This window comes from Ornithinibacillus gellani (assembly GCF_003730295.1).
Taxonomy (GTDB): Bacteria; Bacillota; Bacilli; order Bacillales; family Amphibacillaceae; genus Ornithinibacillus_A; species Ornithinibacillus_A gellani.
Genome location: NZ_QTSZ01000029.1, coordinates 142,828 through 160,590 on the forward strand (window position 1 = coordinate 142,828; position 17,763 = coordinate 160,590).

Annotated in this window: 14 protein-coding genes; 3 read left to right on the forward strand and 11 right to left on the reverse strand. The window is 39.8% G+C overall.

Annotated elements, in window-relative coordinates; all coding sequences use genetic code 11:
* Positions 1 to 10 precede the first annotated feature (10 nt).
* The 7 genes from DX933_RS08905 to DX933_RS08940 form a co-directional block, all read right to left on the reverse strand.
* Positions 11 to 451, reverse strand: a complete 441-nt coding sequence (locus DX933_RS08905; RefSeq protein ID WP_123316090.1) for a c-type cytochrome — start codon at positions 449 to 451, stop codon at positions 11 to 13.
* Between the two features lie 327 nt (positions 452 to 778).
* Complete coding sequence (locus DX933_RS08910; RefSeq protein ID WP_123316091.1) at positions 779 to 1,243, reverse strand: flavodoxin; 465 nt, start codon at positions 1,241 to 1,243, stop codon at positions 779 to 781.
* 868 nt (positions 1,244 to 2,111) lie between these two features.
* Positions 2,112 to 3,170, reverse strand: coding sequence for a LacI family DNA-binding transcriptional regulator (locus tag DX933_RS08920; protein ID WP_123316093.1), 1,059 nt, complete (start codon positions 3,168 to 3,170; stop codon positions 2,112 to 2,114).
* 38 nt (positions 3,171 to 3,208) lie between these two features.
* Positions 3,209 to 5,560, reverse strand: coding sequence for a glycoside hydrolase family 31 protein (locus DX933_RS08925; RefSeq protein WP_123316094.1), 2,352 nt, complete (start codon positions 5,558 to 5,560; stop codon positions 3,209 to 3,211).
* Between the two features lie 37 nt (positions 5,561 to 5,597).
* Positions 5,598 to 6,440 (reverse strand): sugar ABC transporter permease, encoded by an 843-nt coding sequence (locus DX933_RS08930; RefSeq protein WP_123316095.1) that lies wholly within the window; start codon positions 6,438 to 6,440, stop codon positions 5,598 to 5,600.
* Entirely contained in the window at positions 6,440 to 7,738 is a 1,299-nt protein-coding gene (locus DX933_RS08935) for a sugar ABC transporter permease (RefSeq protein WP_123316096.1), read from the reverse strand. Before DX933_RS08935 ends, DX933_RS08930 begins: the two co-directional genes overlap by 1 nt.
* 107 nt (positions 7,739 to 7,845) lie before the next feature.
* Positions 7,846 to 9,132 carry a sugar ABC transporter substrate-binding protein gene (locus DX933_RS08940; protein ID WP_123316097.1) on the reverse strand — a complete coding sequence of 429 codons (1,287 nt, stop codon included), beginning with the start codon at positions 9,130 to 9,132 and terminating at the stop codon, positions 7,846 to 7,848.
* Between the two features lie 341 nt (positions 9,133 to 9,473).
* On the opposite strand from DX933_RS08940, the gene DX933_RS08945 reads away from it, so the two are divergent.
* Entirely contained in the window at positions 9,474 to 11,162 is a 1,689-nt protein-coding gene (locus DX933_RS08945) for a glycoside hydrolase family 13 protein (protein WP_123316314.1), read from the forward strand.
* Positions 11,163 to 11,733: 571 nt separating this feature from the next.
* Here DX933_RS08945 and rodA read toward each other — a convergent pair.
* On the reverse strand, positions 11,734 to 12,894 hold the full coding sequence (rodA, locus tag DX933_RS08950) for a rod shape-determining protein RodA (protein ID WP_123316098.1): 1,161 nt from the start codon (positions 12,892 to 12,894) through the stop codon (positions 11,734 to 11,736).
* Positions 12,895 to 13,206: 312 nt separating this feature from the next.
* Here rodA and DX933_RS18435 point away from each other — a divergent pair, with 312 nt between their 5' ends.
* Together DX933_RS18435 and DX933_RS08955 are read left to right on the forward strand one after the other, a co-directional pair.
* Positions 13,207 to 13,362, forward strand: coding sequence for a hypothetical protein (locus DX933_RS18435; RefSeq protein ID WP_190279470.1), 156 nt, complete (start codon positions 13,207 to 13,209; stop codon positions 13,360 to 13,362).
* 138 nt (positions 13,363 to 13,500) lie between these two features.
* Positions 13,501 to 15,528: a LuxR family transcriptional regulator gene (locus DX933_RS08955; RefSeq protein WP_190279471.1), complete on the forward strand. Its 2,028-nt coding sequence runs from the start codon at positions 13,501 to 13,503 to the stop codon at positions 15,526 to 15,528.
* A 39-nt stretch (positions 15,529 to 15,567) separates the two neighbouring features.
* On the opposite strand, the gene DX933_RS08960 is transcribed toward DX933_RS08955, so the two are convergent.
* The 3 genes from DX933_RS08960 to manA form a co-directional block, all read right to left on the reverse strand.
* Entirely contained in the window at positions 15,568 to 15,939 is a 372-nt protein-coding gene (locus DX933_RS08960; protein ID WP_223805926.1) for a DUF4870 domain-containing protein, read from the reverse strand.
* 173 nt (positions 15,940 to 16,112) lie between these two features.
* Positions 16,113 to 16,352 (reverse strand): DUF362 domain-containing protein, encoded by a 240-nt coding sequence (locus DX933_RS08965; protein WP_123316100.1) that lies wholly within the window; start codon positions 16,350 to 16,352, stop codon positions 16,113 to 16,115.
* Between the two features lie 380 nt (positions 16,353 to 16,732).
* Positions 16,733 to 17,689, reverse strand: coding sequence for a mannose-6-phosphate isomerase, class I (gene manA / locus DX933_RS08970; protein WP_123316101.1), 957 nt, complete (start codon positions 17,687 to 17,689; stop codon positions 16,733 to 16,735).
* Positions 17,690 to 17,763 lie beyond the last annotated feature (74 nt).

Below are 17,763 nucleotides of genomic sequence, written 5' to 3' on the forward strand. Positions count from 1 at the left end.
CACCCCCGTTTTATTGTTCAGCTGCTTTTTGCAACACTTTAATAATTTCTGTACGTTCCTCATCTGATAATGGGTTATCGCCAATTACCGTAGACATCACAGCTGAGGTAGGCTCCTGCAAAAATTCATCCAAGCTTTTCCCATGCTTTCCTTCCACATCTTGAAAGGCTTTTGACAAATCAGGTCCTGTGGTTCCCCCTTCTACACCAATGGATTCAACTGCATGACAGGATAAGCAATTATTTCTTTCCAATGCCTCTGCCTCACTAGACACAGTTTCCTGACTTGTTTCCTCTTTGTTACCATCTTCCGTTTTTTCAGCATCTGACGTTTCCTGTTGTTCAGGCGAATCAGCAACCGTTCCCGCAGAATCTCCACCCGAAAATAGAAAATAGCCACCAGCAAAAGAAAGAATAAAAGCGATTGCAAAAATAAGGCTATTCATTTTCATCTCTACTTACCTCCCCTGGAATATGTTACGTACACCTAAATTTTATGGGTTCTAACTTGACCCACGTGTGATCTAAATCACACCTATAAGGGAGAGGTGTTACTGTTCCATGTCGAGTTTATACACATTTTGTGAAGGTATGAGCATTAATTCAATTGGCATGTTGTTAATAGGGTGTTGAGGTGATAAAGAGGTAAAAACATAGGCTTATTAAACCATGAGGTAAATCGAATCATAAAGTGAAACTTCAATCCGTGAAGGTCTTACAGCCAGTTAATCTGTAATAAAAAAACAGGCCTGCATCACAGCATGACCCGTTAAGTTCTGTTATTCCTGTATCACTCCTGCAATAAGCTCGCTTAATTGCTCAGCGAAATGTCGACAATCTTGAATATCTTCGGCATTCGGTTCCAAATCAACTTTTAATTTATTTGGAACAAGCATAGCGCCAAGCTGATGGAGGCGATCCCATAATAGATCAACCGCTCCTCCATATGAATCATAAAATGAATCAGCTGACCCAAAGATGCCAAATTTTTTACCAGTTAAATCTACGTCATCCAATTCCTCGTAAAAATCCTCCACCTCGTATGGCAATTCTCCGTCATCCCATGTATGTGTACCAATTAAGATCCCATCGTATCCAAGTAATTCTTCAGGCGTGATTGGATCAAAATCAAATGTTTTTGTCGTTACCTCATAACCCAGTGTTTCCAAATAATCGACCATTGCCTCTGCCATTAATTCGGTATTGCCTGTCATGCTTGCATAAAGCATTAATATGGATCCCATAGCAATTCCCTCCATCACAGAAATTCTATCTTCATTATAACTGATAATGATTATCAGTATCAATGACATAATAACGGATAGTTTGAATAAACTGTGTCAGGAACTGGCGGCATTCTTTAAGGACTAGCAAATAAAGTGAAACTTCAATCCGTGGGGTCTTACAGCCAATTAATCTGTGAAAAAAATCACCTGAGACAAAACTCCGTGAAACGCCTTTTCATTTTATTTGATCTATTTTGGTGCCCCATCAATCTACTCTGTATTCCACGATCCGGCCTCAGCCAACATAGGATAAATTTATATTCTCTATCGATGATGCGCGAGTTGGGGTGGTTGTTGTGTGAGTTTGGGTGAGTGGTGCGAGACTTTATTCGGTTGGTGTGCGAGTTGAGGTGATTGGTGCTCGACTTTTGGCATCAGGCGCGCGACATTCACCGGTCGGTGCGCGGGTTGGGTGGTCGGTGCTCGAATTTATCCGGTTGGTGCGCGACTTTCATTGGGCATACGCGACTTTGCCTAATCAGGGCGCGCGTGTACAGAGGCTCTAAATTTGGACTTCTAAAGATGTTGGAATCGGCAACTGCCGATTTCATCCCTCTCGATGCATGCGACTTTCGATTAAAGGTATGCGACCTTTCTCTAAAGACATGCGAGTTAGGGGCCAAGTCATGCGACTTCACCCCAAAACCATGCGACTTTGCAGCCAAATTAGCTGAACAGATTTTTTAAAAATAAAATGCAGTTGGAATCGACTTGCCGATTCCCTCATTTTATACTGACTCATCTTCCTAAGATTTTTGGCATAAAAAACGGACCTATTTATCTTTTCGTGATAAACAGGTCCGTTTTTTTTCATAATGAGGACTAGTTATGATCCAGCCTCATCAACTGGTTGCTCTTCCACGGAATCTCGATGGATGATTCGATGGGGAATAATAATACGTTTTGTTGGTTCGTTTTCATTTTGTGTTTTTTCAATCAAAGCTTTTGCTGATTGGGCACCAAGCTCATAGATTTGTACGTCTACAGTCGTTAAAGCAGGACTTGTAATTTCAGATAAATATACATTGTTAAAACTAACGAGTGACATATCTTTTGGTACACGGAATCCTTTATCTTCGAGTGTTCCCAATACCCCTAAACTCATCAGATCATCACTTACTACGAGCCCGGTTGGTGGTGTTTCAAGCGAGATAAGATGTTCAACAGCCATCCGTCCACCAGAACGAAGAAAATCAGCATGCACCTGGTAATCCGCGGGGGTATCTAATCCAGCTGCTTCCAAAGCAGCAATATACCCCGCTTTACGAGCAATTGTTACATGCAAATCCTGCGACCCACCAACAAAGGCAATTTTTTGATGCCCATGTGCAATCAAGTGATTGGTAATTTCTTTTCCTGCCTGAAAGTTATCCGTATCAACGTAAGTAATGGTATGCTGATGACCAAATGGCCGACCCACAAGTACAAACGGAAAATCCCGCTCACGTAAAAAGGATACTACACGATCATCCTTTCGTGAATACAGTAGAATTACCCCGTCCACATAACTGCCATTTACCATCCGCTGCACTTCATTAAATATTTCTTCTTCTGTTTGTCCTGTCGAGAGTGAAAGAGAGTACTGCATATCATGTATGATTGAACCGATTCCGCGCAATATTTCCGGAAAAAACGGGTTTTGTAATGCTTTATCAGCAGATGAAGGCATAATCACACCAATTGCTTTTGTTGATTTCACGACTAAATTCCGGGCACTGATATTCGGATAGTACCCCATTTCCTTCATAGCTTTACGTACTTTTTTTTTCGTTTCTTCACTTATTCTTGGGTTATCTGCAATGACTCTGGATACGGTAGAGGGTGAAACCCCACTTGCTCTCGCTACATCCTTAATTGTCACCATTCTTTTCACCCTCCGCTCCAATATTTTTGACCCTTGTCATTATAAGCAATCTTTTCTGCTTATGCAATAGTCAGACGATGCACTGAATCCGTTAGCACACCATTTATCATCACTTTCTGTTCAGCTTTTTGACCTATAACCTCTACCTTAATTTCCGAATAGGCTGGTTTGAAATCCCCTCGTTGATCAATTAACCGCACATCGATTGTATCCTCCATTGACGCAATCTCTATTTCCAATTCCAAATAGCTACCTGTTTCATATGCAAATGTTTCTCCATCATCCTCGTAAAAGGTGAATCGATACTTGTCGCCAGCCTGACCAGGATATACATATAAGGTTTGTTCAGCAGCCAGTTTATCCAGGTTGGATTGCCATTTCCCTTGCATGATTGCAGTTCCTTGCTTAATGAATATCGGCATATCCGCTAATTCCGCATGGACCAGATGTGCTTTTCCTCCCGTCAACACCTCACCAGTTGAATAGGACACCCAATTCCCCTTTGGCAAATAGACAGCCCGATCTGTTGTAGAAGGCGTTAAAATCGGTGCAATAATAACATTATCGCCAATCATAAACTGATCATTTAAATTATATGTCTTTTCGTCTTCTGGAAATTCCATTAATAATGGACGCATAACAGGCAACCCCGTTTTACTTGCCTTATGGAAAAGGGAATACAATTGCGGCATCCATACGTAGCGCATTTGAATATACTTTCTCATAATTGCTTCATACTTCTCCCCAAACTGCCATGGCTCCTGATACAAAAATCCAATGGCAGAGTGGTTGCGAAAATATGGTGTAAATGCTCCGACTTGTGTCCAGCGCGTTAATAGCTCCGGATTGGTATCATGGGCAAACCCTCCAACATCTGGACCTGTGAAAGGTACACCGGATAAACCAAGATTCATCACCATTGGAAGCGACATTTGCAAGTGCTCCCAAAAGCTGCGGTTATCCCCAGTCCAAACAGAGCCGTATTTTTGTACACCAGCATAGCCAGCACGTGTCAACAAAAAGGGACGTTTGCCGTGAAGCTGCTTTTTCATCCCTTCATAGGTTGCCTTCCCCATGAGTAGACCATATACATTATGCAGCTCCCGATGTGTGGTCGGTCGGCCGTCATTTCGGTGCATGACCTCGACATCCATCGTCTTGGTTTCGTTAAATACAGCAGGCTCATTCATATCATTCCAGATACCTTCAATTCCCTTATCTGTATAAAAAGAATGCTGTTTGCCCCACCATTCTCTTACTTTTTCCTCGGTAAAATCAGGAAATGCACTCATACCTGGCCATACCTCACCAAAGTAAATATCACCCTCCACATATTTACAGAAATAATCGGATTGGACCCCTTCTTGATAGGTAGCATATTCAGCATCACGTTTCACACCTGGATCAACAATTGTTACGACACGAACCCCTTGCTCACGCAGCTCTGAAATTAATTTCTCTGGCTCAGGGAAGCGCTCTTTATCAAAAGTAAAAACCCGATATCCATCCATGTAATGAATATCTAAATGAATCACGTCTAACGGGATATCTTTGTCTATAAAATGCTGTACAACCTCCCGCACCTCTTCAGCCGTTTCATAGCTATAACGGGATTGATGATAACCAATTGCCCATTTTGGAGGAATAGGCATCCGGCCTGTTAAATGTGTATACTGTTTCAATACATCTTTCGGTTTTGGACCAGCCAGTACGTAATAATCAAGTTGTCCACCTTCTGCTTGGAAAGAATACTGATCTGTCTCCGATTTCATATCAAAAAACGTACGGTAGGTATTATCGAAAAAGATACCGTGCGCCCTACCATTTCGCAATGTCATAAAATAAGGGATAGATTCATAAAGTGGATCTGTTTCCGGATTATGTGGTGCATATACATCTGTGTTCCACATTTCCAGCTTCTCGCCGCGTTTGTTTAGGTGGCCAGACTTTTCCCCAAATCCATAAAAATAATCTGCTGCTTCCATTTGTTTAAAGGCAATCACTTCACCATTTTCACGGTAAGCCATCCCACGTTCACCTTCAGCAACTAGCGTGTGACCGGACTGGTCCAACACAGTCAGTCGAAAAGGACGGGAGGTTATATGCAGCGTTAATGCGCTTGACTTTAATTCATAGCCAGCAGCTTCGGCATTTTCCATCACCTTCACAGCCTCAGGTTTAGGGTCGACGGCATAGGATTGGTCCAATGCAGGTCGTCCATGCTGATTCATCGTTACCCTTACAATGGAATCTGTATAAAATTGGATTGCTACCATACCATTTTCACAGTGGAAAAAATATACATGATCTTTCTTTTCATATTGTGTCACATCACCAATATCCCGGTAAACCACCACATCCTTCTGTTTTTCTTTACCCGGATGGATGGCAAAACTTGTATCTTCAAGCATACTATTAACTCCTTTACATAAATGATGTCTTCGCTATTTACCCTTTCGTTCCCCCCGCTGTTAAGCCCGAAATGAGGAATCGTTGCAGCAATAAGAAAACCAATGCAATTGGAATGGCTATCAATATCGACCCAGCTGCAAAGCGGGTAAAGTTGGTAGAAAATTGGTCATTGATAAAATTAAATAATCCTAGCGCAAGTGTGAAATTTTCCGGACTGGATAAGACAATTCGCGGCAATAAAAAGTCCATGAATGGTGCCATGAAGTTAAATAGCGCAACAACAGCTAAAATTGGCTTCGCAAGCGGCAACATAATAGAAATAAATATTTTCATATGTCCGGCACCATCTATTTTTGCAGCCTCATCCAGCTCCTTAGGAATCGTGTCAAAATAACCTTTTACGAGCCATGCATTAAATGGTATTTGCCCACCAAGATAAATGAGCAACAGTCCCCATAAGGAGTCTGTCAAACCAATCGTATTTAATAGAATATACAAAGCTACCATTCCCATAAGCGCCGGGAACATTTGCAGCAATAAAAACATATAGAGTCCATATTTCCGACCAAAGAACTGATATCTTGAAAAAGCATAAGCAATTAAGGACGTAATCAGAACGGAGCCAAATGAATTCAATACGGCAACAAATAAACTATTCTTATACCAAACGAGATAATCACTACGTGGGCTGGTAAACAACCATTTATAATGCTCCAATGTCGGGTTCTTAGGAAATAAATCCGTGACAAGCATATTTGTGCCGGGGTTAATACTCATCATCACAGCCCAAAATAATGGGTAGCCAATGATAATAAACATGATAATAAAGAAGAGGTAGATAAACGTCAGTTCTATTTTTGATTTCGTTTTTCGATTCATTAGTAACGTCCCTCCTCTTTAAATGCTGCTGTTTTCCTAAATTGGAAAAAGGCAAAGATCGATACAATCAACCCCATAATGATGGTAATCGCCGCAGCCATATTATAGTTATTTGTTTCAAAGGTCAGCTTATAGACCCAGGAAATAAGGATATCTGTTCCACCAGCATTCTGTCCCCGAACAGCTGGATTACCTTCATTAAATAGATAAATAATATTAAAGTTATTAAAATTCCCTGCATATTGCATGATTAATAGTGGTGCAGTTGCGAATAATAGATGTGGCAGCGTAATATGCCGTAGTTTCTGCCATCTCGTACCACCATCTACATCTGCAGCTTCATACATATCCTGCGGTACACTCTGTAGTACACCGGTAAATAGCGCAAATACAAATGGGAAGCCAAGCCATGTTTGAATCATTATTAATGCAACCTTCGCCCAAAATGGATCAGACAGCCACGGAATCATGATTTCAAATTGACTTAATATATCCCGATTAATAGCCCCGAAGGTCGGATTAAATAATGCAGAAAAAATTAAGATTGATACGAACGCTGGTACAGCCCATGGCAAAATTAACACCGTACGAATGGTCCGTTTGAATTTAACTCGCTTATCATTCACAAGTAGTGCCAGGAATAATCCTAGTACAATTTGTAAGGTCGTTGCCACAACGGTCCAGACAATTGTCCACGTAAACACGCTCATAAATGTATTTTTCCAAATACCAACATTGACCAAAGCTTTAAAGTTATCGAATCCAACCCAATTCAATAGATTACGTGGTGGAGCGTTATATTGATTGTAATCTGTAAAAGCAAGCCCAAGCATAAATAATAGCGGAAGTACCACGATAAACAGCAGCATGAGCAAACCAGGTAAAATCATAAAGTACGGAAATCCTTGGTTGTAAAAATCGCTGATACCATGTAGTAGAGATGGCTTTCGCTGACCATTTTCACCATCTATCGCATCCGCTCGTGCATCACGAATATTATAAATATAAATAGCGATGCCAAATGCTAGCACTATCAAGGATATAAGCCCCTGTATAAGCAATTGGACAGAATGATGCTCACGAGGAATTGTTCCCAAAGTAAATAATCCCCAAAGCCCAATGTCAATATAATTCCATGTCGTGATTAAAAAGGAAATGGCAACGATAAGTATGAGAGCGCCTTTTAGAAAACGTTTATTGTATAGCTGTCCAGCCCCGGGAACAATGACAGATAGTAATGTGGCTATATTTCTCGGGCGTTTCCAGCCTTTAATATTTTGAGATTCTTCCTTCGTCATTGGTCTTCCTCCTAACTACAGACTTTCGCCTGTATCAAACAGATAGACGGGAAATGATACATATCATCTCCCACTTATCTGCTTATTCATTGCTTGGTACGTGCTTGTTACTGATTTGCACCAGAGGCTTCAATTTGATCATGAATAGTTTGAACCGCTTCTTTCAATACCTCGTCAACAGGTTCTCCCTTTGAAATAAAACTCAATGCGTCATTGATTGGATCCCATACCTGCTGCATCGCTGGCACACTTGGCATTGGTTCACCATAATTCGTCTGTTCTGCAAAAGCAGAGTAAATTGGATCCTTTGCAATGACATCATTTTCAATTGCATCAGGACGAGGAGGTATTTCTCCAGCCACATCATAATATATTAAAGAATTTTCACTATTGGTGAGATAAGCCATCAAATCTTCAGCCCACTCTTTATTATCGGAGTAGTAGGAAAGCATGTAAGATTTCACACCGACAAAAGATTTCGGATGCTCCCCATTATCCAAAATCGGTAATGTTACGACACCAAGATCATCACCTAGTGCATCCTGATATTCACGCACCATCCATGGACCATTTAATACGGTTGATACTTTTCCTTCTTTAAACAAGCCATTCATAATATCTGGTGTTAAGTCCTGCGGAATGTATCCTTCATCAAACCAAGTCTTCACTAATTCGCCACCCTTAATTGATCCATCGTTAGCTAAGCCAATATCTGAGATATCGTAATTCCCATCATTATTTTCAAATACATATGCACCATTTCCAGAAAAGAAAGGGTATACAAAATAGAAGTTAGCTGCTTCCATTAGAAAACCAAATTCATCCTTTGATGCATCTGTATCCTGTTCGGCAATTTCCATGATATCAGCCATGGTTTCCGGTTCTGTATCAACGAGTGACTTATTATAGTACATTGCATACGTTTCAATAACTGCTGGATATCCCCAATAATCCCCATCAAATTGAACCGCTTCCAAAGAAGTATCTGTGTATTCATCTGCAATTTCCTCAACACCGACCGGATCTACTAATCCACGTAATACAAGGTCGCCGATTCGATCATGCGGTTGGAAAATAATATCTGGTCCATTACCAGCTGGACCTTCTACATCCAGCTTTTCTACTTGTTCCAACATGTCAATTGGTACAAGCTCAACCTTAATCCCCGTATCTTCTGTATATTTATCTGTTATTTGTTTCACTGCTTCTTCCTGTTTTTCTTCTGCGTTCACCCAGAGCTTTAACTTTTCAGGTTTTTCCGGCATTTCGCCAGCTGCTTCACTCTTTCCATCGTCACCGCTTGTACCTTCCTTCTTCGTATCCTCAGGACCACAAGCTGCCAGCAAACCAACCATAAGCATGAGAGCAAATAACATTGTAAGCCATTTCTTCATTTTCATTCTCCCCTTTTTTAAAATGATAAAAGCAAAGTGTATGCACATTTTGTGAAATCGTTTGCACAACTTAACTAATTCCTATTATACATCGTTTTAATTTTATAGCAACACTTTTTATATATATTTATCAATAGGTTTAGCGCTTACAGGTTTTTGTTATATTCTTAATGGACAATGGAAGAAACTACCGCCCCCTCTAGTTATTTAGTAGTATATATGTATCTTTGTGCAATCGTTTGAACTATTGTGGATAGACAAGCTATAATAAGATGGATGTATATTTCTTGAAGTACATGTAGTTGAATACTGGATTAAACATGAAGGAAAGGTTGGATGATATGACAAATCAATGGTGGAAGAATAGTGTAGTTTATCAAATTTATCCCCGAAGCTTTAAAGACAGCAATGGTGATGGCATTGGAGATTTAAATGGTATTACAGAAAAGCTGGATTATTTAGTTCAATTAGGGGTCGATGTCGTTTGGCTATCCCCTGTTTATGAATCTCCGAATGACGACAACGGCTATGATATTCGTCATTACCAAAAGATCATGGATTCATTTGGTACGATGGAAGATTGGGAGAATATGCTGAAGGAAATGCATGCACGTGGCATCAAACTTATCATGGACCTGGTAATCAATCATACTTCTGATGAACATGCATGGTTTATCGAATCACGACAATCAAAGGATAATGATTACCGTGATTTTTACATTTGGCGTCCAGGTAAAAATGGTCAACCTCCAAATAATTGGGCAGCAAACTTTGGTGGTTCAGCATGGCAGTATGACGAACAAACGGACGAATATTATCTGCATTTATTTTCAAAAAAACAGCCAGATTTGAATTGGGAGAATCCTGCCCTGCGAAGCAAACTCTATGATATGATTCGTTGGTGGCTGGATAAAGGGATTGATGGGTTTCGAATGGACGTTATCAATTTTATATCCAAGGATCAGCGTTTTCCCGACGGGGATGCTGATGCCAATCAAACCTATGTATCCGGACATCGTTATTTCATGAATGGTCCACGCGTCCATGAATTTTTACAAGAATTGCATACGGAAGCATTGGCCGGACATGATATTTTAACCGTAGGAGAAATGCCTGGTGTCACTCCTGAGGAAGGTAAGCTGTACACGGCAAGCGAGCGAAAAGAGTTGAATATGGTATTTCATTTCGAGCATATGGATATCGATTCCGGACCACATGGGAAATGGGACGTGAAGCCTTGGTCGCTTGTGGAATTAAAGCAAATTCTATCCAAATGGCAGCTGGCACTCGAGACAGAAGGCTGGAATAGCTTATATTGGAATAACCATGATCAACCACGTGTCGTATCACGATTTGGCTGTGACGGTGCATATCGCGTGGTTTCCGCAAAGATGCTTGCCACCACACTGCATATGATGAAAGGAACCCCATATATTTATCAAGGAGAAGAGTTGGGCATGACCAATGCTCACTTTGATTCCATTGATCAATACCGTGATATCGAAACAATCAATATGTACAACGAACAAATGGCGGCTGGCAGAAAACCAGAAGACATTATGGAGGCTATTCATGTGAAATCGCGTGATAACGCGCGTACACCGATGCAATGGAACAGTCATCCACAAGCAGGGTTTACAACTGGTGAACCATGGATTGCAGTTCATCCGAATTATAAGACAGTTAATGCAGATGCAGCATTAGCCGATCCTAATTCTATATTTCATTACTATCGCAAGTTGATTGAACTGCGAAAAAAATATGCGATTATCGTTCATGGTAGCTTTACCTTACTTGCACCGAAATCAGAAGAAATATTTGCTTACAGGCGTTCCTATCAGGGGGAACAACTACTAGTCATCAGTAATTTCACAAAAATGAAAGCGAGTTTCCAGGTACCGGAATCATTCCAGCATTTGAAGCTTAAACAAGTGTTGATTGGTAATTATCCAGACTCCCTGTCAAAGGACATAACACCTGAAATCCCCATGCGACCATACGAAACAATTGTGTATCATTTCATCAGCTAAAAAAGTGGCGGGATATAACTACTCTCTCCATCATGAAAAAACGGTCATGTTTTTCACAAAAGATAAACATGACCGTTTGTATTGTTGACCTGTTGAAATGATAGGAACTAACATTATATTTCCTCAAGTTTACTGACAATAAGGCACAACCTAGTTCATTTTTATAAGAAGCACCTACATAAGCTGTGGATTAGATACTATCATTTATGACGGCGTACACTTTTTGTATGTCTACATTACTAAAGCTAAAGCGGAATCAATCTGTGGACTTCATTCTTTGTTGGTTAGGCTGACCCATGGAATGCAGAGTAGATTGACGGAGCGACGAAGTGCATCAAATAAAGTGGAACTTCAATCAGTGTAGGTTTTCGCACTTTCTCCACTGATTGTTAGTTGAACCAGGCCTTTACTGGCTGTTGATCCCCCACTTACCATTCTTGTTATCAATAAAAATGCTTGATGTGGGGGGCTTACAGACAGTTAATCTGTGATATAATGAAACAGGAGTTCCAGTAAAAAAATAATTTACTGAAACTCCTTTTGTTTTATTTTACTGGGTTATGTCCGATCCTTAATCATCAAACATATACCGCTTCGTGTGAACATGGACATTGAGCACAATTCCAATAGCTATCATGTTCGTCAGTATCGAGCTTCCCCCATAACTAACAAATGGTAATGTGATACCAGTGATCGGCATCAAGCCAATTGTCATCCCAATATTTTGGAAGATTTGAAAGCTAAATAATCCAATCACACCAGCTACAAGGCAAGTTCCAAATTTATCACGACAATTAATTGCAATAATAATCATCCGATAAATCAAGATAAAATATACGATTAGTAACACGGCTGCCCCAATGAAACCGAATTCCTCACCAATGATGGTAAAAATAAAATCAGTGTGTATTTCCGGAACCCGGCCACTTTGTGACATCGTACCTTGTTCAAAGCCACTACCAAATAATTGACCCGAGCCTATTCCCATTCGCGCTCCGCTTAGTTGATAACCAAATGAACTTGCATACTGGTCTGGCTGCAGCCATCCATATATTCGCTCCATTTGGTGTTCTTTAAAAAACAAATCAAAAATGGAAGGCTGGTATATATATAACCACACAAGCAAGCCAAGTATCCCTAGCACACCCGCAATAATCAATAAAATGATATTCATGGAAATACCTGAGATAAATAGAACGGTCCCAGTGATTGCGGCAGTGACAAGCGCTGTTCCTAGGTCCGGTTGATCAAATATCAAGTAGAAAGGAACGATTCCTAATAATGCAACACTGACTAACGTATACAAGTCCCTGCGTCCCGTCGTTAAATTCTTCTCTGATATTTTATAGATTGCCGTTGCCAGCATAATAATAAGTAAGATTTTCATGAACTCGGATGGCTGTAATTCTATTCCACCAGGAAGTTCAATCCAGCGCTGCGCACCTTTACTCTCTTTACCAAAAAAGTGTACAGCCAAAAGAGATATGATACCAACTGAATAAAGCGGGATCGCCAAGGTACGATAATGTTCATATTCCAAAACCAATACCATCATCATGGCAAAAAAGCCAATTCCATACCAAATAGCTTGACGAATTAAATAATAAGATGGGTCCTGGCTATATTGTCCAGCGGCACTATATATAGAAACTAGGCTTATAATAAATAGCATTAATAAGCTAAAAAGAAGAACGTAATCTAATTTGTCGATAATTTTTTGAATGATGTTCATAAACAAGAACTCCTATGCAGTAATCCGGTTAAGCCGGCTAATTATTAATTGTATCACGATAAACATCATTATTCTATTCTAAATTTCTACATATATGAGTTAGCAGCATAAGCCTTTTGCTACGAAAGGATTTTCCATATATAGATAATGAAACTTCAATCAGTGGGTATTTTCGACCTTCCCACTGATTGTTAGTTGAACTGCATTCGTGTTAATTTTTTTATATGGAAGATATCAGATTTCTAGTCAAATATTAAAATATGCTATAGTTATAAATATAATCGCTGACTCTTTTACAAGGAGGATCTTGATATGACAAAGGTATTAATGCATGTACAAACAGCCTATCATGGAGATCTGTTACGAGCTGGTAAAGTATATGAAATTGATGAAGTAATCGCTAAACGATGGATTGCTAGTAAAATAGCCAGTAAAGCGGAAGAAAAAAATCAAACGGATTCAGAATAAAAAACTGCCGCAGCGATATTGCATGCGGCAATTTTTTTGGGGATTATCTTTACAAAAGATTGACAAGTCTGAATATAATGCCTACAGTTGGATTATACTCCGACTTTTTTACTACACTTTTGAAGGAGGACAAGAATGATGGTGGACAAATTCACCACCGCACACGAACAAAATACCGAGCATCTGATACATGAATGGGAGCAAGATTTTTTCATTGGTAGAAAAGAGGAAATTAAACGATTTCAGGATTTATTAAATGACTCTTCCTCTGAAACACGGCTCATATATTTTCATGGTTCAGGTGGCATCGGCAAAACCTATTTATTATCTGAACTCGCAAGAATTGCAAATAACGCGCATGTTCCTTTCCTTCATCTAGACAGTCAAGATTTTCTTCACACACCAAAAGGCTTCGTCGATTATTTGCTGCAATACCTACCAACTATCTTTCCATCCATTACACCCACCACAGATTACTCACTTCAAGCGTGTATCAAAATCATCAATCAATTGGCAATGGAACGACAATTAATTATCGCCATTGATACGTATGAAAAAATGGATGATTTAGACCGTTGGCTGCGTGAAATTTTTATTCGAAAAACAAATCCGACTATTTTATTTATTCTAGCTGGGCGAAAAAAACTTACCGGTGCTTGGGTGGAATCACCAGCATGGCGACGTTTCGTTACCCAAATTGAATTAAGAGATTTCAATTTTACACAAACAAAGGATTATTTAAAACATTATGGGATGCAGCAATCAGCAGAAGTAAAAGCGGCATGGCATTTTTCTAAAGGGCATCCTTTAACACTGTCTCTTGCAGCTATGACGATAAACACGGGGGACGAGAATGCTAAACATTCCTTCACAGCGCCTTTACCACATGTACTCATGCAGTTAACCAATAGATGGCTGCAGGAAGTATCAAATCCCGTCCTGCATCAAGTGATAGAAGCTGCAGCATTGTTACAGTTTTTCAATCAAGAGATTTTATCCCATTGCCTCCAGCACGATGTAGAGCGAAACATATTTTCTGAACTTGTTTCACTGTCATTTATTCGACCTTGTCGTTATGGCTGGACGATGCATGATCTCATACGTGATGCCATTCATATAGAATTCAAAAAAAGACAGCCGGATCGCTTTGACCAATTAAATAAACAAGCGACGCGTTATTATTATGAACGAACCATTGCAACAAGAAGGATACAGGATATTGCCCAGCTATTTTATCATTTAGGTGATGAAGTGATTCAATCTGTATTCTATCAGGATCATATCGATCAAACGATGTATATGGAGCCAGTTGGCCCGCATAACTTTGAAGAAGTACTGACATATTTCGAGAATAAAAAGCATCTGATGGAAGAAAGCAATGTACAGTTTTATAATCGTGAAGCAAATCAAATGTATCACTTTTATGCCTCATTAGACCATAATAAACGCGAGACAGACATGATCAATGCGAACTATATTAAAAAAATGGGATTCCATACGGCCAATTTAATGAAGCATGCAGACGGCAAGACTGCTGGCTTGTCCATCATCGTTCCGATAAACAAACGAACCTTGCCTTTCTTAATGGAAGAGCCTGTATCACGTACCTATTTTAATCAATTAACAGCTGCTGAACGAAGCATCTATCAAACAGAGGAGCAAGCAGGACTTTTTATCCGTTACCTGGACTATTGGGATCCGACTGATTCGGCAGCGAGATCCTTTTCACTGTATAATCTTTTTCCTTTACTACTTTCCGGTGGACGCATTATTGTATCAACGCCGCTTCCATTTTTTCAATCACTTGTAACAAGCTTTGGTTTCCAACAAATAGAAGCTGCTACTCATTTTGATTACGGTAAAGATAGCCCTTGCCATACGTATCTATTAGATGTAAGTGGCGAAAAACTGGCAGTCTATTTGCAACAATTTATTGGACATACAAGCATAGAGAATCAATTGGATTTTTTAGCAGACACTTTTTCCTTTACTACACGTGAAAGCGAAATCGTCCAGCTCATTTTAGAGAATCAATCCAATTTGGAAATCGCGGAAGCATTATTTGTTGCGGAAATTACTGTCAAAAAGCATGTTGGAAGAATTTTAAAGAAGACGAATACACGTAATCGAGCTGAGCTTATCAAACGATTAATGGAATTAATCTAATTCTCATTGCGCGGGGTCTATGCATGACCCCGCACCACATCAACTGATAATCTTATACTTTCCAATGATTGGTAATGGCTTTTCCTTTCCATTAGCTGCGTTCAAAATACCCAATATCGCCATAACGAGCCACGCAATTGAGACCACTGGCAAAATGAGCAACCAGCCTATGACCGGGAGAATCGTCCCAACAACATAAAGTCCAATTCCAAATAAACTTAAGATAATGCCTTGATTCACATGATACATTGCATATTTGGATTCTTTCGCTGCCAATAAAGGCACAATAAATAATAGTCCAATATATGCCAATATCGCCATTCCTTTGTTTTTTTGTACATCATCTTCTACCATTGTGGATGCTTCTGTCTCCGTCATCATTGCTCCTTCCTTTCCCCAATTATTTGTCAATTTATCCACCCCCTAAAACCAATCCTTTCTTTCCCCATCCTAAGTTTATCAACAGGCAACTTCATTGTAAGCTATACGAAGGTATACATTTTTAACCCTTTCATGGAATCCAGACAACAAAAAAGACTGCTCCCAGCTAGGAACAGTCTTTTTTCATCCAACTATAAACTATATTAACGATCTGCAAAGAAAGCCTCTGCACGCTCTAAAAATACTTCTTGTTCAGGCGTTAGATCGTATTCTTCTTCTATCGCGTCAACCGGACAAACGGCTTTGCAGGCACCACAGTCAATGCATACATCTGGATCAATATAAAATTGATCTGTTCCTTCCTCTATGCAATCAACCGGGCACACGCTGACACATTCAGCAGCTTTTTCCTGCTGGCATGGGTCAAGAATAACAAATGCCATCTATACTTACCTCCTTGTATCTTGGAGTTATATACTTTGCTCCAGCAAATTTTAACACTATTCATCTATTTATGATACATGATGGTGCCAGCAGAAGTAAACCGATTAACAACAATTCTTTGCGATTCTAGTAGATAAAGTGAAACTTCAATCCGTGGGGGTTTTCGACCTTCCTCCAATGATTGTTAGTTGAACCAATCAGGCCTTTACTGGCTGTTGATCCCCCACTTACCATTCTCGTGATCAACAAAAATTATTGAAAAGGGGCTCTTACAGCCAGTTAAACTGTGATAAAACAAACAATAGAACGAAAACAAGACAGAACTGGCCATGATTATGATCATGACCAGCTCATCACATACGTACTTATCGTTTTTTCCTTAGCAATGTGAAACGATAAACGCTGCATTTCCGGAGAGTTCATAATCCGTTATCCCATGAGGAAGAATAAAGTGTTTTCCTTTTGAAAACGGGAAAGTGTTACCGGCAACAGTTATTTCCCCACGACCTTCAATGACACTTACTTGTAAAAAATCCGCATCCATATGCTGAGTAGCTTTACCCGCTAAATTCCAATGGTACACGGTAAAGTACTCCTCTTCAACCAGTTTTTTATTTGTTAGTCCATCAATTATAACCGATTCTTGCTTTGTTTCAATGGATTGATGTGGAATCGTAGTCACATCTACAGCCTGCTGCACATGCAGATCACGCTTATGACCAGCAGCATCTGTACGATCATAATCATACACACGATAAGTAATATCTGAGCTTTGTTGTGTTTCTAAAATGACAATTCCCTTGCCAATTGCATGAATGGTACCACTAGGAACATAAACAAAGTCACCAGCTTGAACCTGTTTCCGATTTAACAGCTTGTCCCATTCACCTTGCTTCATCATTTGCTCAAGCTCTTCCTGGGAATTCGCATGATGTCCCAAAATTAACTCAGCACCATCTTCTGCACTTAAAACATACCAACACTCTGTTTTACCATAAGGAACGCCTTCTACTTTTTGCGCATACGTATCGTCTGGATGGACTTGAACAGATAAGTTATCATCTGCATCCAAAATTTTTACAAGTAATGGGTAATCCCCCTTATTTTCTTGTGATTTATGAAATAGTTCACCATGTTCCTTCCATGCAGTTGCCAAGGTTTTTCCAGCTAACGGACCATTTTCAATGATGCTTGGTCCGTTTGGATGTGCTGAAATCACCCATGCCTCACCCGTTTTATCATTTGGGATATCATAGTGATAGGCGGTTCTTAATTTTTTGCCTCCCCAAATTCGTTCTTGAAATACAGGCTGTAAAAAGATTGGTTCGTTATACATGTAAATACCTCCAACTTTCGTGATGATTTAAGTATTTTCACCTATGCACAGCTTTATAAGAAAAAAGAGAGCAG

Excerpts from the sequence above, each read along its gene's own strand:
- DX933_RS08905 (WP_123316090.1), bottom strand. The coding sequence starts at position 451 with ATGAAAATGAATAGCCTTATTTTTGCAATCGCTTTTATTCTTTCTTTT.
- DX933_RS08910 (WP_123316091.1), bottom strand. The coding sequence starts at position 1,243 with ATGGGATCCATATTAATGCTTTATGCAAGCATGACAGGCAATACCGAA.
- DX933_RS08925 (WP_123316094.1), bottom strand. The coding sequence starts at position 5,560 with ATGCTTGAAGATACAAGTTTTGCCATCCATCCGGGTAAAGAAAAACAG.
- DX933_RS08930 (WP_123316095.1), bottom strand. The coding sequence starts at position 6,440 with ATGAATCGAAAAACGAAATCAAAAATAGAACTGACGTTTATCTACCTC.
- DX933_RS08935 (WP_123316096.1), bottom strand. The coding sequence starts at position 7,738 with ATGACGAAGGAAGAATCTCAAAATATTAAAGGCTGGAAACGCCCGAGA.
- DX933_RS08940 (WP_123316097.1), bottom strand. The coding sequence starts at position 9,132 with ATGAAGAAATGGCTTACAATGTTATTTGCTCTCATGCTTATGGTTGGT.
- DX933_RS08945 (WP_123316314.1), top strand. The coding sequence starts at position 9,474 with ATGACAAATCAATGGTGGAAGAATAGTGTAGTTTATCAAATTTATCCC.
- rodA (WP_123316098.1), bottom strand. The coding sequence starts at position 12,894 with ATGAACATCATTCAAAAAATTATCGACAAATTAGATTACGTTCTTCTT.
- DX933_RS18435 (WP_190279470.1), top strand. The coding sequence starts at position 13,207 with ATGACAAAGGTATTAATGCATGTACAAACAGCCTATCATGGAGATCTG.
- DX933_RS08955 (WP_190279471.1), top strand. The coding sequence starts at position 13,501 with ATGGTGGACAAATTCACCACCGCACACGAACAAAATACCGAGCATCTG.
- DX933_RS08965 (WP_123316100.1), bottom strand. The coding sequence starts at position 16,352 with ATGGCATTTGTTATTCTTGACCCATGCCAGCAGGAAAAAGCTGCTGAA.
- manA (WP_123316101.1), bottom strand. The coding sequence starts at position 17,689 with ATGTATAACGAACCAATCTTTTTACAGCCTGTATTTCAAGAACGAATT.